The 14,906-nt window shown below is 60.9% G+C and carries 15 protein-coding genes; 4 read left to right on the top strand and 11 right to left on the bottom strand.

Annotated features, from left to right (window positions below):
• Positions 1–23: 23 nt before the first annotated feature.
• The 5 genes from rodA to HY067_12525 form a co-directional block, all read right to left on the bottom strand.
• Positions 24–1,118: a rod shape-determining protein RodA gene (gene rodA / locus HY067_12545; GenBank protein MBI3528786.1), complete on the bottom strand. Its 1,095-nt coding sequence runs from the start codon at positions 1,116–1,118 to the stop codon at positions 24–26.
• Positions 1,111–3,012 carry a penicillin-binding protein 2 gene (gene mrdA, locus HY067_12540; GenBank protein ID MBI3528785.1) on the bottom strand — a complete coding sequence of 634 codons (1,902 nt, stop codon included), beginning with the start codon at positions 3,010–3,012 and terminating at the stop codon, positions 1,111–1,113. Before mrdA ends, rodA begins: the two co-directional genes overlap by 8 nt.
• A gap of 37 nt (positions 3,013–3,049) precedes the next feature.
• Positions 3,050–3,571 (bottom strand): rod shape-determining protein MreD, encoded by a 522-nt coding sequence (gene mreD, locus HY067_12535; protein ID MBI3528784.1) that lies wholly within the window; start codon positions 3,569–3,571, stop codon positions 3,050–3,052.
• Between the two features lie 11 nt (positions 3,572–3,582).
• On the bottom strand, positions 3,583–4,488 hold the full coding sequence (gene mreC / locus HY067_12530; GenBank protein ID MBI3528783.1) for a rod shape-determining protein MreC: 906 nt from the start codon (positions 4,486–4,488) through the stop codon (positions 3,583–3,585).
• A 139-nt stretch (positions 4,489–4,627) separates the two neighbouring features.
• Positions 4,628–5,671 carry a rod shape-determining protein gene (locus HY067_12525; protein MBI3528782.1) on the bottom strand — a complete coding sequence of 348 codons (1,044 nt, stop codon included), beginning with the start codon at positions 5,669–5,671 and terminating at the stop codon, positions 4,628–4,630.
• Between the two features lie 170 nt (positions 5,672–5,841).
• On the opposite strand from HY067_12525, the gene gatC reads away from it, so the two are divergent.
• From gatC to gatB, 3 genes are all read left to right on the top strand, one after another.
• Entirely contained in the window at positions 5,842–6,129 is a 288-nt protein-coding gene (gatC, locus tag HY067_12520; protein ID MBI3528781.1) for an Asp-tRNA(Asn)/Glu-tRNA(Gln) amidotransferase subunit GatC, read from the top strand.
• A 9-nt stretch (positions 6,130–6,138) separates the two neighbouring features.
• The gene (gatA, locus tag HY067_12515; GenBank protein ID MBI3528780.1) at positions 6,139–7,590 is read left to right on the top strand and encodes an Asp-tRNA(Asn)/Glu-tRNA(Gln) amidotransferase subunit GatA; all 1,452 of its coding nucleotides are present in this window, start codon (positions 6,139–6,141) and stop codon (positions 7,588–7,590) included.
• A gap of 87 nt (positions 7,591–7,677) precedes the next feature.
• Positions 7,678–9,171: an Asp-tRNA(Asn)/Glu-tRNA(Gln) amidotransferase subunit GatB gene (gene gatB, locus HY067_12510; GenBank protein ID MBI3528779.1), complete on the top strand. Its 1,494-nt coding sequence runs from the start codon at positions 7,678–7,680 to the stop codon at positions 9,169–9,171.
• Here the strand turns inward: gatB and HY067_12505 are convergent, their stop codons facing one another.
• Entirely contained in the window at positions 9,172–9,780 is a 609-nt protein-coding gene (locus HY067_12505; GenBank protein ID MBI3528778.1) for a hypothetical protein, read from the bottom strand. It abuts the gene before it with no gap.
• Complete coding sequence (gene pyrE / locus HY067_12500; GenBank protein ID MBI3528777.1) at positions 9,777–10,421, bottom strand: orotate phosphoribosyltransferase; 645 nt, start codon at positions 10,419–10,421, stop codon at positions 9,777–9,779. Before pyrE ends, HY067_12505 begins: the two co-directional genes overlap by 4 nt.
• A 9-nt stretch (positions 10,422–10,430) precedes the next feature.
• On the opposite strand from pyrE, the gene xth reads away from it, so the two are divergent.
• On the top strand, positions 10,431–11,204 hold the full coding sequence (xth, locus tag HY067_12495; protein ID MBI3528776.1) for an exodeoxyribonuclease III: 774 nt from the start codon (positions 10,431–10,433) through the stop codon (positions 11,202–11,204).
• Between the two features lie 4 nt (positions 11,205–11,208).
• Here the strand turns inward: xth and HY067_12490 are convergent, their stop codons facing one another.
• The 4 genes from HY067_12490 to HY067_12475 are packed head-to-tail and all read right to left on the bottom strand — an operon-like array spanning position 11,209 to position 14,862.
• The gene (locus HY067_12490) at positions 11,209–12,504 is read right to left on the bottom strand and encodes an AmpG family muropeptide MFS transporter (protein MBI3528775.1); all 1,296 of its coding nucleotides are present in this window, start codon (positions 12,502–12,504) and stop codon (positions 11,209–11,211) included.
• Positions 12,505–12,514: 10 nt separating this feature from the next.
• Complete coding sequence (gene metW, locus HY067_12485) at positions 12,515–13,138, bottom strand: methionine biosynthesis protein MetW (protein ID MBI3528774.1); 624 nt, start codon at positions 13,136–13,138, stop codon at positions 12,515–12,517.
• Positions 13,135–14,277 carry a homoserine O-acetyltransferase gene (locus HY067_12480; protein MBI3528773.1) on the bottom strand — a complete coding sequence of 381 codons (1,143 nt, stop codon included), beginning with the start codon at positions 14,275–14,277 and terminating at the stop codon, positions 13,135–13,137. Before HY067_12480 ends, metW begins: the two co-directional genes overlap by 4 nt.
• A 51-nt stretch (positions 14,278–14,328) precedes the next feature.
• Positions 14,329–14,862, bottom strand: a complete 534-nt coding sequence (locus HY067_12475; GenBank protein ID MBI3528772.1) for a hypothetical protein — start codon at positions 14,860–14,862, stop codon at positions 14,329–14,331.
• Between the last annotated feature and the right edge of the window lie 44 nt (positions 14,863–14,906).

Raw genomic sequence — 14,906 nt, 5'->3', positions numbered from 1 at the left:
TCCTCAGCCCTGAGTCCCGAGTCCTAGGTCTGTACCAGCCTTCGATGCGTATGGATACTCATCAGCAATCCAATGCCAAATAGTATGGTTACGAGCGAGGTACCGCCGTAGCTGATCAGCGGCAACGGCACGCCGACCACCGGCAGGATTCCGCTGACCATGCCCATGTTGACGAACGCGTAGGTGAAGAATGTCAGTGTGATCGCGCCTGCGAGCAACCGGGTAAACAATGTGGGCGCGTTGGCAGCGATGACCAGACCGCGGCCGATCACCAGCAGGAACAGCACCATCAACACCAGATTCCCGACCATGCCGAACTCTTCGGCATACACCGCGAAAATGAAGTCGGTGGTTCGCTCCGGCAGGAAGTCGAGGTGGGCCTGGGTTCCGTTCAACCACCCTTTGCCGAAAAATCCGCCCGATCCGAGCGCGATGGTCGACTGGATCGTGTGATAGCCGGCACCGAGCGGGTCCTGGGAAGGATCAAGCAGCGTCAATACGCGCTGGCGCTGGTAATCGTGCAGCATCGACCACAGAAAAGGCAGGCTGGCGCCCCCCACCAGCCCAAGTCCAACCAGAATTTTCCAGGACAGCCCGGCCAGGAAGAGCACGTAGAATCCCGCGGCGGTCACCAGCAAAGCGGTGCCGAGATCGGGCTGTCGTGCGATGAGCAGCACCGGCACGATGACGAGCACTGCACCGAGGACGAAGTTGCGCGTCTTCAGGATCGCTTCATAGCGATCGAAATACCATGCCAGCAGCAGCGGGACCGCAATTTTCATCAGTTCCGATGGCTGAATGCGCGTGAATCCGAGATTGAGCCAGCGGCGCGCGCCGTTGACCACTTCTCCGGCGACCGCCACCCCGACCAGAAGGACCAGGCCGACTACGTACAGCGGTAACGCTATCCGCGACAGGTAATGCAGCGGGACATTGGCGGCAATCCACATGATGGTCAGTGCCGCACAGATATTGATGATCTGGCCGGTCACCCGCTCGAAGCTTTCACCCGAGGCGCTGAACAATGTGATCAGTCCCATCACCAGCAACGCCGCCACCAGTCCCATCAGATAACGGTCGATGTGCTTGACCAGGTAGGCCAGCAGTCGGTTAATCATTCTCCTGTTCCTCTTCCTTGGCGATCGGCTTGGGCGGCGGCGGCTCCTTGCCGAGCAGATAGTAGTCCAGCACCTGACGCGCGATCGGCGCTGCCGTGCTGGCGCCGTGACCGCCGTTTTCCACCAGGATCGCCAGCGCGATCTTGGGATCATCCGCCGGCGCGTAGGCGATGAACAGAGCGTGATCGCGATGGCGTTCGTTGACTTTGCTCTCCTCGTACTTCTGGCCTTTCATGCCGATGACCTGCGCGGTGCCGGTCTTGCCGGCAAAAAGATACTTCGCGTTCAGGCCCGCCCATGCCGCCGTGCCGCCGGGCCTGGTAACGTCGATCATCGCATCGCGCACGCGCTTGACGTTTTCGGTCGAGAGCGGAATTTCCGCTCGCGGCTGCGGCTCGATGATCGTAATGGCATCGGTCTGGCTGTCCTGGATCTGCCTGACCACATGCGGGCGGAACACGCGGCCGTCGTTGGCGAGAATCGCCGTGGCAAAAGCGAGTTGCAGCGGCGTGGCGAGCATATAGCCCTGCCCGACGCCGATCGAGATGGTGTCGCCGACGAACCACTTCTGCTGAAAGCGCTTCTGCTTCCATTCCTGCGAAGGCAGCAGGCCGTCCACCTCCCCGTCGATGTCGATGCCGGTGAACTTGCCGAAGCCGAACTGGCCGATGAACTGGTGGATCGCATCGATGCCGAGATCCTGCGCCAGTCCGTAGAAATAGGTGTCGCAGGACTGCACGATGGCCTTGTGCAGGTCCACCATGCCGTGGCCGCCGGCTTTCCAGTCACGGTAGACGTGGCCGCCTCCCCCGCTCAACACGAAGTAGCCCGGATCGCTGATGGTGAAGCCCGGCTTGCGCTTGCCCAGTTCGAGGCCGGTCAGCGCCATGAACGGTTTGAACGTCGACCCCGGCGGATACACTCCCTGCAGCGCGCGGTTGTTGAGCGGATGGTCGGGCGAGTTGTTGAGCGCATCCCAGTTCTGCGGATCGATGCCCTCGACGAACAGGTTCGGGTCGAACCCGGGCTTGGACACCAGCGCCAGCACCCCGCCGGTCGAGGGCTCGATGGCCACCAGCGATCCGCGATGCTCGCCGAACGCCTGCTCGGCCACCTGCTGCAGCCTCGCATCGAGTGCCAGCGTGAGATTGTTGCCCGAAACCGGAAGAATGCTGCGCAGGGTTCGTACTGATTTACCGTTGGCGTCGGTCTCGACATGTTCGTAACCGGTAACCCCGCGCAATTCCGTCTCGTAGCGCTGCTCCAATCCGACCTTACCGATGTAATCGGACGCGCTGTAGTTGGCGGCCGTGCCCTGGTTACGCAGTTTATCGACGTCATTGTCGCTAATGCGCCCGATGTAGCCGACGACATGCGAAGCGATCTCGGCATTCGGGTAATGACGGAATAGCCGGGCATTGATCTCCACGCCGGGAAACCGGTAGTTGTTCACCGCAAAGCGCGCCGCTTCCTCGTCGTTCAGGCGCGTGCGGATCGGGATGCTGGCGAAATCGTGCCCCTCTTCGAGCAGTTTCTGGAAGCGTTTGCGGTCTTTCGGCGTGATCTCCACCAGCCCGGACAGATCCATGATGGTCTGTTCGAGGTCGCCGACCAGCGAGGGCGTTATCTCCAGGGTATAGGCGGCAAAGTTGTGCGCGAGCACGACGCCGTTGCGGTCCAGGATGAGCCCACGATTTGGCACCACTGGAACGATGAAGATGCGGTTCTGTTCGGCGAGCGTGTGGTAGTACTCGTGTTGGATCACCTGCACATAGAAGAAACGTACCAGCAGGACGAAGAAGGCGCACAGCACCGCACCGCCGACGATTGCCAGCCGCAACTGGAAGTAGTACAGCTCGCGCTGGTGATCGCGAAGCTCAACGGTTCGATTCATCGCACGGCGGACCAGGCCAGCATGGTTATGCGACCGTTCACGCCTCGTCCGGATCAGTGCGCTGGCGCAGGGGGATCTTCAGCAGCAGGTCGGTCGCCGGCCATAGCAGCGCGCCGGTGATGCTGGACAGGAAATACCACCAGTCGGGAAAATCGCCGCCGGCCGCCTGGCGAACACCCAGCACAATCAGCTGCATGATCAGCAGGATCGGCAGAACATGCAGAATCTGGTGGCGCATGTCGAACATCGACACGCGCCGATGCAGGGCGATCGCGGCAAACATCATCACCGCGTAGGCGAGAGCATGCTGGCCGAACAGACTGCCGTCGGCAACGTCCATCGCCAAACCCAGCAGCCACGCCGGCAGGAATCCGATCTTGCGCGGCTGGTGAATGCCCCAGTAGAGCAGCACGAGCGCAACGAAGTCCGGACGCAACCCCAGCACCAAGCCCGTCAGCGGCAGAAGATTGATCATCAGCGCGACGAACAGCGTGACCGTTATGTAGAGCGGCTTCACCGGCAGGAGGATCTCTTCGCTGCCGCTCAGCTTGCCGAACATCGGCGAACGCATCATCCGCCTTTCCTCGCTTTCTTGGCCTTGCCGGTTTTCCTGGTATCAGGCGCTGCCGGATACTCGGGCAACGGTGCCAGCCGGGACATCACCAACACTTGCCGGTTGCGATTCGCCCCTGCAGCCGGGGTGCAGGTGATCTTGGCGAACGGATAGGCGGCGTTGCGCTCGATGTTCGACACCACCGCGACCGGCAGGCCGGGCGGATAGACTCCGTCGATGCCTGAAGTGACCAGCACGTCGCCGTTCTCGACGTCCGTGTTGACCGGCATGAAGCGCAGATCGAGGGCGCCGTCGTAGCCGATCCCGAACACGACCGCACGAAGTCCGTTGCGCACCACTTGGACGGGAACCACCTGCTCGCGGTCGGTTATCAGCGCGACTTCGGCAGTCCATGGAAAAGTGCGGGTGACCTGTCCGATGAGTCCCGTATCGTCCACGACGGCGGCGCCTTCCTCGATATCCTGCGAAGAACCCTTGTCGATAATGACCTTGCGGCTGAACGGATCGCGGCCCACATAAAGAATTTCGGCCGCCGTGGACGTCTGCTCGGCGCGCTCCTGCATTTCCAGCAATTGGCGCAGGTGCTGGTTTTCGGCGATCAACGCCTGCTGCGATTGAAGTTGTGCGGCATGGAGGAAATTTTCGTGCGACAGGCGGTCGTTCTCGCGCTGCAGGTAAGACTGGGATACGAAGAAGTTGCTGATGCGCGAAGCGGCCTGGCCGGGCGCATCGGCAAACTCCTGCAAAGGATAGAGGACGACGGCGATGACCTTGCGCATGGCTTCCATGTAGTGGAAGCGGGCGTCGGCGTACAGCAGGATCAGGGACAGGAGGGCGAAGAAACCGAGGCGGGCAAGGAGGCTGGGGCCTCGCTTGAAGAATGGCGGCGGCGTGTATTCCATCTAGCGGCGGGGGTTCTTTTCGGATACCTTCTTTTCAATACCCGCCCGACGGGTGCCCTTGAGGGGTAACCGGAGCCAGGGGATGGCGGCAGCCCCGAAGCCCGCTAAATGACGCCTCACGCCCAGTGCCTCACCCCTGTCAGTCGTTCGTGAAGATGGTCGCCAGTTTGTCGACTTTTTCCAGCGCACGGCCGGAGCCACGCACCACGCAAGTCAGCGGATCGTCGGCGACAATCACCGGCAGCCCGGTTTCTTCCATCAGCAGGCGATCGATATCGCGCAGCAGCGCGCCGCCCCCGGTGAGCACCATGCCTTTTTCCGCAATGTCCGCGCCGAGTTCGGGGGGCGTCTGTTCGAGCGCCGACTTGACCGCGCTGACGATGCTGTTGAGCGGGTCGGTCAGCGCTTCCAGGATTTCGTTGCTCGAGATGGTGAAGCTGCGCGGAATGCCTTCCGCAAGGTTGCGGCCTTTTACCTCCTTCTCGCGAACTTCCGAACCGGGGAAAGCGGAGCCGATCTCCTTCTTGATTTCCTCGGCGGTGGTTTCCCCGATCAGCATGCCGTAGTTGCGGCGAATGTAGTTGATGATCGCCTCGTCGAACTTGTCACCGCCGACCCGCACCGACCCGGAATAGACGATGCCGCCGAGCGAGATCACACCCACTTCCGTGGTGCCACCGCCGATATCCACTACCATTGAGCCAGTGGCTTCCTCGACCGGCAGACCGGCGCCGATCGCCGCGGCCATGGGTTCCTCGATCAGCTCGACTTTGCGCGCGCCGGCGCCGTAAGCCGATTCGCGGATTGCACGGCGCTCGACCTGGGTCGAACCGCAGGGTACGCAGATGACGATGCGCGGGCTGGGCGAGAACAGGCGGGAGTCGTGGACCTTCTTGATGAACTGCTTGAGCATCTGCTCGGTGACGGTGAAGTCGGCGATCACGCCGTCTTTCATCGGCCGGATCGCGGTAATGTTGCCGGGCGTACGGCCGAGCATCTGCTTTGCGGCGAGGCCCACTTCCTGGATCACCTTCTTGCCGTTCGGGCCACCCTCCTGCCGGATCGCCACCACTGAGGGTTCGTTGAGGACGATGCCCTTGCCGCGAACATAGATCAGCGTATTGGCCGTGCCAAGGTCGATTGCCAGATCGTTGGAAAAGTAACCGTTTAGAAATCCGAACATGACTTGATCCGATGTGTTGCCGCAGTGCGGAAAATGAATGCCGTATGATACCCTATCGCTCTGCTGCGGTTAACAAAAAGCGGGAGAAGTCAGGGGGTGTCCGGTATGGACGACAATGCCCGAAAATCCCGCGCCCGAACCCGCTGCAACCGACCAAAAGATTTCCGGAAATGCCACTCACTTCCAGCGACGTCAAGCGCATTGCCCATCTCGCACGTATCGAGATCACCGAGGCGGAAACCGAACAGACGCTTATACAGCTGAACGGGATTTTCCGGCTGATCGAGCAACTGCAATCGGTAAACACCACCGGCATCGAGCCGATGTCGCATCCGCTCGGGGGCAGCCAGCGCCTGCGCGAGGATCTGGCGAGCGACAAACCCGACCGCGAAGCCAACATGAAGAACGCCCCCGCCAGGCAGGACGGACTGTTCCTCGTGCCCCGCGTAATCGAGTAGGGGTACCGGATGTTCGAGAAATCGGTGGCCGAACTCGGTCGCGCGCTGTCCGCCAAACAAGTCTCGGCGGGCGAACTCGCGAAGCTGTACCTCGATCGCATCGAACGCCACAAAGAACTGAACGCCTTTCTGGACGTGCGCCCGGAAGTCACGCTGGTACAGGCCCGGGCTGCCGACGCGCGCATCGCCCGCGGCGAGGCCACGCCGCTCACCGGTGTGCCGATTGCTCACAAGGACATTTTCGTCACGCGCGACTTCGCGTCGACCGCTTCGTCGCGCATGCTCAAGGGCTACATGAGCCCGTTTGACGCAACTGTCGTCGACAACCTAGCCAAAGCCGGCATGGTTTCGCTCGGCAAGCTCAACTGCGACGAGTTCGCGATGGGCTCGTCGAACGAGAACAGCTACTACGGCAACGTGTTGAACCCCTGGGACAAGACCGCCGTTCCCGGGGGGAGTTCCGGCGGCTCCGCTGCGGCGGTGGCGGCGCGCATCGCGCCCGCCGCGACGGCGACCGACACCGGCGGCTCGATCCGCGAACCAGCGGCATTCTCCGGGGTCACCGGCATCAAGCCGACTTATGGGCGCGCGTCGCGCTGGGGCATGATCGCGTTCGCTTCCAGCCTGGACCAGGCCGGCATCATGACCCGTTCTGCGGAAGACGCCGCGCTGATCTTCAATGCCATGCTGGGTTTCGACCCGAAGGATTCGACCAGCGTGGACCGCGCAGGCGAGGACTACACCCGCGACCTGAAGCGCGGCGTAAAGGGCTTGCGCATCGGCGTGCCCAAAGAATTCTTCGGTGACGGATTGCAACCGGACGTCGAGAAGGCGGTGCGCGAGGCACTCCAGGAATACGTCAGGCTGGGCGTGGAGCTGGTGGATATTTCGCTGCCGAACGCGGCACTCGGCATCCCGGTCTATTACGTCATCGCGCCGGCGGAGTGTTCATCCAACCTGAGCCGCTTCGATGGTGTGCGCTACGGCCATCGTGCCGCCCAGTACGGAGACCTCGACGACATGATCAAGAAATCGCGAGCGGAAGGCTTCGGACCCGAACCCCGGCGCCGGATCCTCATCGGCGCTTATGTACTGTCGCACGGCTACTACGACGCCTACTATATCCAGGCGCAGAAGGTACGCCGGATCATCGCCGATGAATTTCAGCAGGCATTCCGCCAATGCGACGTAATCGCCGGCCCGGTGACCACCAGCGTCGCGTTCGGTTTTGGCGAGAAGGCGGCGGATCCCGTCGCCATGTACCTGTCGGATCTTTACACGATTCCCGGCAGCCTAGCGGGCATACCAGGCATGAGCATACCCTGCGGCTTCGGCGCGAAGAACCGTCCGGTCGGGCTGCAACTCATGGCGAACTATTTCGAGGAAGCGAAATTGCTCGGCATCGCGCACCAATATCAGCAAGCGACCGACTGGCACAGGCGTACGCCGGCAGGAATCTAGGAGATGGCTATTTATTTACCTTTGCCCCTTATGGCCGAAGGCCAGTACCCCGTGGGCATCCCTCGGCCCCCGGCCCTGCGCTAGCTTATGAACTGGGAAGTCGTCATAGGACTGGAGACGCACACGCAGTTGTCGACGCAATCGAAGATTTTTTCGAGTGCATCGACCCAGTTTGGTGCCGCACCCAACACCCAGGCCAGCGTCGTGGACTTGGCGTTGCCCGGCGTGCTGCCGGTGCTGAACAAGGGCGCAGTCGAACGCGCAATTCGCTTCGGACTGGCGATCGGGGGCACCATCAATCGCCGCTCGATTTTCGCGCGCAAGAATTATTTCTATCCCGATCTTCCCAAAGGCTACCAGATCAGCCAGTACGAAATTCCCATCGTGCAGGGAGGGAAAATCCCCATCGTTTCCCCGACGCGTGGCGAAATCGAGATACAACTCACGCGCGCGCACCTGGAAGAAGATGCGGGCAAGTCCCTGCACGAGGATTTTGAGGGCATGAGCGGCATCGACCTGAATCGCGCGGGTACGCCGCTGCTGGAAATTGTCTCGGAGCCCGTCATGCACTCGGCAGAGGAGGCGGTTGCCTACGCCAAGGCAATGCACTCGTTGGTGACCTGGATCGACATCTGCGACGGCAATATGGAGGAAGGCTCGTTCCGCTGTGACGCCAATGTTTCGGTGCGGCGTCCCGGTGCGCCGCTCGGCACGCGCCGGGAGATCAAGAATCTGAACTCCTTTCGCTTCCTGCAGCAGGCGATCGAGTACGAGATCAAATGGCAGATCGAGATACTGGAGGACGGCGGCAAGATTCAACAGGCAACCGTGTTGTTCGATGCCGATGCCGGGCAAACGCGCGTAATGCGGACCAAGGAGGACGCACACGACTACCGTTATTTCCCCGACCCCGATCTGTTGCCGCTGGAGATTGCACCGGAATGGATGGATGAAATTAAGGCAGATTTACCTGAACTCCCATGGGAGATAGCTGCCAACTATCAAAAACTTTACGGACTTTCAGCGGCGGTCGCTTCACAACTCACAAGCACTCGTGAGAAGTCTTTATTCTTTGAGAACGCATGTATCCGGAACAGTGACACTGATTTTCCGATCGCATTGCTGGCCAACCTTGCGTTCGTAAAACGTGTCGCAAATTGGGTTGTTGGCGAGGTTTCTCGAAAGCTCAATGAAGACGGGAGAGAGCCGTGGCAGTTCTGGATATCTCCGGAAACGCTTGGACGATTAGTGCTTAGAGAGCATGAAGGGACAATAGCCGCCAAAACTGCGAGGGATCTCTTCAACAGTTTCTGGGATGCAGATCGAGATGCTAGAGCCTGCCGACCAGCGGATGAAATCGATAGTGCGATCGAGGCGCGAGGACTGAAACAGGTTTCTGATGCTGGTGCGATCGAGAAAATTGTCGATGAAGTGATCGCCGCCAACGCGCAACAGGTTGCCGACTACCGCAGTGGAAAGGAAAAGGCCTTCAATTCCCTGGTCGGACAGGTCATGAAGGCAAGCCAAGGCAAGGCGAATCCCGCCCAGGTCAACGAAATACTGAAGAAGAAGCTCGGTTGACTATTGTGGGGCCGCGCCCTTCAACTCGCGGAAACGCTGCTTGTCGGCTTCGTACCTGGCGCGAATCGAATCCGACTGGACTTTCCTCTGCGAGAGATCGGCCTCAAGCCCGGAAATTTCCTTCTGGCTGACATTGACTTCCTCCAGCAGATGGGCGGGCAACGTTTTTTTCTGCGTCGCCAACTCATCTGCCTGTTTCTTCAACTCGGTCAACTGCTGGTTGACCTTGTCCAGCTTGGACTCGATCGATTTAGTCCCTTGCACAGGTAGGGCCAGGCTGCGATCGCGGGCAGCATCGATTTCTTCCTCACTGGTATAGGTCGCCATCAGGGCACGGTCACGCCGCTCCTGCTCCTGCGTGCTTTTCGCTATTGCCGTCACGTCGGCCTTGGGCGGCTGACCGGGCTTGGCGACCTCCTTCTTTTTCATGACCACGCCCTGGCGGTTCAGCTCCACGCTCTGGCCGCAATCCGGGTTCAGCTTGTCCGAGTAGTACACCTTTCCCGCGGTATCGATGCACTTGTACATGCGGGCGTTCCCCTGCTCGGCGTGCACCGGAAGAGCTAGCACGGCGGCAATTAAACAGGCGAGAACGACTATCGGCTTCATGCAATCACTCCATACTCCTTGCGGTATCGCTCCACCGAGTGCAACTGCTGTGCCATATCCCCGCGCGAGCGCAAAAAGGCCGCCAGATCGTCCAGCGTGGCGATGCTGACGACGGGAATGCCGAACTGGTTGCGGACTTCCTGGACGGCGGAAAGGGCGCCGGTGCCGCGCTCCATGCGGTCCAAGGCGATCAGCGCCCCGGCGGGCTGAGCGCCCGCACCCCGGATGATGTCCACCGATTCCCGGACCGAGGTCCCGGCTGATATGACGTCGTCAATGATCAGGACCCGCCCTTTGAGGGGTGCGCCGACCGTCACCCCGCCTTCGCCGTGATCCTTGGCTTCCTTGCGATTGAAGCAGAACGGCAGATTTCGCCCAAATTCGGCAAGCGCCACCGAAGTCGCCGCCACCAGCGGGATGCCTTTATAGGCCGGGCCGAACAGGACGTCGAAGCCGGGATCCGCGGCCAGAACGGCTTTCGCGTAGAATTGCCCGAGCCGTCGCAGCGCATCGCCGTCGTTGAACAGGCCGGCGTTGAAGAAGTACGGCGACGGGCGCCCGGCCTTGGTTTTGAACTCGCCGAAACAGAGAACGCCGCGGGCCACGGCGAATTCGATGAACTCCTGCCTGAAATCACTCATTGACTTATCGTGCGCATCGTCACTCTCAATCTAAACGGCATACGTTCGGCCGTCAATAAAGGCTTCCTCGGCTGGCTTGCGAAGCAGAGCGCGGACGTCGTCTGCGTGCAGGAACTCAAGGCGCAGGACAAAGATCTCACCGACGCGATTCGCAATCCGGACGGATTCCACGGCTATTTCCATTGCGCCGACCGGCCCGGATACAGCGGCGTTGGCATCTACTGCCGCAAAGAGCCCGACCGCCTGGTAGCCGGGATCGGCATTGCAGACATCGACGCCGAGGGCCGCTATCTCGAAGCCCAGTTCGGCAATCTGAGCATCGTATCGCTCTATGTCCCTTCGGGATCGAGTTCTCCGGAACGACTGGCGATCAAGTTCAGCTTCATGCAGCGCTGCATCGATCCGCTGCACAAGCTCGGAAACTGCGGCCGCGAAATCGTCATCTGCGGCGACTGGAACGTCGCGCACAAGGAGATCGACCTCAAGAACTGGCGCTCGAACCAGAAAAACTCCGGCTTCCTGCCCGAGGAACGTCAGTGGTTTTCCGGGGTCATCGACCACCTCGGCTACGTGGACGTGTTCCGCAAGCTCGACGACCGCGCCGAGCAATACACCTGGTGGTCGAATCGCGGCCAGGCCTGGGCAAAAAATGTGGGTTGGCGCATCGATTACCAGCTTGCCACGCCCGGCATCGCCACTAAGGCGACCGCAGCGGCGATCTACAAAACCGAACGCTTTTCCGACCACGCTCCCCTGAGCATCGATTACGACTACGCACTTTGATCGTCTACGGCCGGGCCGCGTTCCCCGCCCGCTGACCGGGAGCCGGACTATCTTCGTTCCACGGCGCGACTTTGAACAGCAGCAGCATTCCCGGCAAGGCGAACAGCACGCATAACATGAAAAAACCGAACCAGCCGAGTTGCTCGACCAGCCATCCGGTCGTCGCATTGAGGAAAGTGCGCGGCACGGCGGCGAGGCTCGTGAATAGCGCAAACTGGGTGGCGGTATAGGCCGGATGGGTGGCTCGCGCGATATAAGCCACGAACGCAGCGGCTCCCAAGCCGACGCCAAGTGCTTCGAACCCGATCACGAGCGCGAGCGCGGTTCGCTCTGACGCGCCGATTTCCGTAAACGGACCGATGCGCGACAACCACGCGAATCCGAGGATCGACACGACCTGGACTACGCCGAACAGCCAAAGTCCACGGTTGATGCCCAGCTTCAGCATCCACAAGCCGCCGAACAATCCACCGATTACGCTCGGCCACAGGCCGGCGTTTTTCGCGATCAGGCCAATGTCGGATTTCGAAAAACCCATGTCGAGGTAAAACGGCGTGGCGAGCGCAGTACACATGCTGTCGCCGAGCTTATAGAGAAAGATGAACCCCAGCACCAGCAATGCGCTGCGCACGCCAGCCCGGCCGATGAATTCGCAAAACGGTTCCACCACGGCTTCGCGCAGCGTTTTCGGCAGCGCAGCCGCTACGGCAGGCTCCGCCACCATCAACGTCATCGCCATGCCCGGCAGCATGAACAGTGCGGTGACGGCAAACACGATCTGCCAGGCAAAGTGATCGGCCAGAATCAGCGACAACGATCCCGGGATCAGTCCCGCGATCCGATACGCGTTGACGTGTACCGCGTTACCCAGACCCAGTTCGGCATTCGACAGCAATTCCCGGCGATAGGCGTCGATCGCTATGTCCTGGGTGGCACTGAGGAAGGCAACCGCCATCGCCGCATAGATCACCCAGGACAACTCGTCGTGCGGCGAGAGCGTGCCCATCCAGGCGATCGTCGCCATCAGCGCGAGTTGCGTCAGCAGCATCCAGCCTCGGCGGCGACCGAGCGCGGGGACCACGTAGCGGTCCAGGAACGGCGCCCAAAGGAATTTCCAGGTGTAGGGAAACTGGATCAGCGCGAATGCGCCGATCACCTTGAGATTGATGCCTTCGGTACGCAGCCACGCCGGCAACAGATTGAGAAGGAGGTAGAGCGGCAATCCCGAACTGAAGCCGGTAAACACGCAGATCAGCATGCGGCGCGTGAAAAGCGCCGAGGCCATGGAAGGTGGCGTCATGCGGGGGATATCAGGTGACCGGGTCCGCCCGATCGAAACGATAAACCGCCAGCGAGCCGCGCAGGTTGGGCATCCAGGTGACCGGGCGGCCCTCGACCATCACGTTTCTTTCGAGAATGCGAATGCGATGGCTGACGCAGAATTTCTCGAAATCGTCGATCGTGAACAGGTGGATATTGGGGGTGTCATACCACTCGTACGGCAGATCCTTGGAGACCGGCATGTTTCCCGAGAGGACCTGCAGGCGGGGGCGCCAATAACCGAAGTTGGGAAAGGTGACGATGCCTTCGCGCCCGACGCGCAGCATCTCGTTGACGATACGCTCGGTATGGCGAATCGCTTGCAGCGTTTGCGACAGGATCACGTAGTCGAATGATCCGTCCTCGAATCCGGAGAGCCCTGACTCGAGGTCGTTCTGCAAAACGTTGACGCCGCTCTTGACGCAGGCCAGCACCCTGGCGTCGTCGATCTCCATGCCGTAACCCGTTACGCCGCGCGCCTCTCGCAGATGACGCAGCAGCGAGCCGTCCCCGCAGCCCAGGTCGAGCACCTTGGCATTCGGCCTGATCCATTTCGCGATCGCGACAAAATCCGGGCGTGCGGAGAACGATGCGGGGGCGCCGGGGATCGTCATGAAGTACTCACCTCCCGGAAGATATTGTCGAAGTAGGCGCGGATCAGATTGTGATAGCGCGCATCGTCCATCAGGAATGCGTCGTGGCCGTGGGGTGCATCGATTTCCGCGTAGCTCACGCTCAACCGGTTGTCCAGCAGCGCCTTGACGATCTCGCGTGAACGCGCCGGCGAGAAGCGCCAGTCGGAGGTGAACGACACGACCAGAAAACTCGCGGTCGCAGGTTCGAGCGCAGCGGACAGGTTGCCGTTTCGCGCTGCCGCCGGATCGAAATAATCGAGTGCCTTGGTAATGCGCAGGTAAGTGTTGGCGTCGAAGCGCTCCGCGAACTTGTCCGCCTGATACCGCAGATAGGATTCGATCTGGAATTCGACGTCGAAATTGAATTTGAAGCCGCCCTCGCGCAGGTCGCGGCCGAATTTCTCGGCCATTGCGTCGTCGGAAAGATAGGTGATGTGACCGATCATGCGGGCGATACGCAGCCCGCGCTTGGGCACGACGCCTTGCGAGTAATAGTTGCCACCGTGAAAGTCCGGATCGGTCGTTATCGCCTGGCGCGCCACCTCGTTGAACGCAATGTTTTGTGCCGAAAGTTTCGGCGCGGCGGCGATCACGACCGAATGTGCCACACGGGCGGGCTGGCTCACGGCCCATTGCATCGCCTGCATCGCCCCCAGGCTGCCACCCATGACGGCGGCGAACCGGTCTATGCCGAGCCGGGTGGCCAGCCGCGATTGCGCTTCCACCCAGTCCTCGACCGTGACCACCGGAAAATCGGCGCCCCAGGGCTTGCCGGTCGCGGGATTGATGCTGGAGGGTCCTGTGGAGCCGTGGCAACCACCGATGTTGTTGACGCCGATCACGAAGAACCGGTCGGTGTCGACCGGCTTTCCCGGACCGATCAGGTTGTCCCACCAGCCGAGGTTGGCGGGATCGTCGTCATAGACGCCGGCGACGTGGTGCGAAGCATTGAGCGCGTGGCAGACCAGCACCGCGTTGCTCCGCGCGGCATTGAGGGTGCCATAGGTTTCGTAGGCAAGCTCGTACGCGTCGAGCCACGCGCCGCTGTTGAGCGCGATCGGGTCCTCGAAGCGGGCAAGTTTCGGGCTGACGACGCCGACTGAACCTTCGGGTGGCATGGAGAAATCCGGATTGTCTTTGCGCGGATTATATCGTCCGCGCCGCGTGCGTCACCCGACGTGTTTCGCTGCCGCCAGCCGGCGCAGCATCTGCTGCACGGCATCTGTCTTCATGTCGCGGTATAAAAGGGCTTCCTCCGACTCCTTGGCGAGTACCTGGGTATCGTCGTAAGTCATGTCCCTGCGCAGGAAGATCTCCCCCGGCGGCGCCAAATCGTTGCCGGCGAGATCGGTCAGTCGGTAAGCCACCTTGTAACGCAACTCGAATTCGCGCACCTTGCCGCCGGCGGACAGCGAAAGAATGTATCTCTCCTGGGATTCACCGATGATCTTGAGCACTGCTTCCGCGTCGTTGCGATTCTGCGCGATTCTGGTCTCGCTACCGGAGCGGATGGCCCGCTCCAGATCATTGGCAAATGTCGAATAACCGATCGTCTCGACGAACAGCGATTTATAAGGAATCGCAGCCTGGCCGCGAAGCTGGAAGCCGCAGGAAGACAGGGTCATTGCGATCAGAAGGATCGCAATGACCAGGGGCGAGGGGCGAGGGGCGCCCGACTTCGCTGGATACCGGCCTTCGGCCATAAGGGACGAGGGGAATCTTTGAAGAAATTTGCTCATTGCCCTGC

It is taken from the genome of Betaproteobacteria bacterium, from assembly GCA_016194905.1.
Lineage (GTDB): Bacteria > Pseudomonadota > Gammaproteobacteria > Burkholderiales > JACQAP01 > JACQAP01.
The sequence above is the reverse complement of the archived record's forward strand: the minus strand, read 5'-3'. Positions and strand labels throughout refer to the sequence as shown.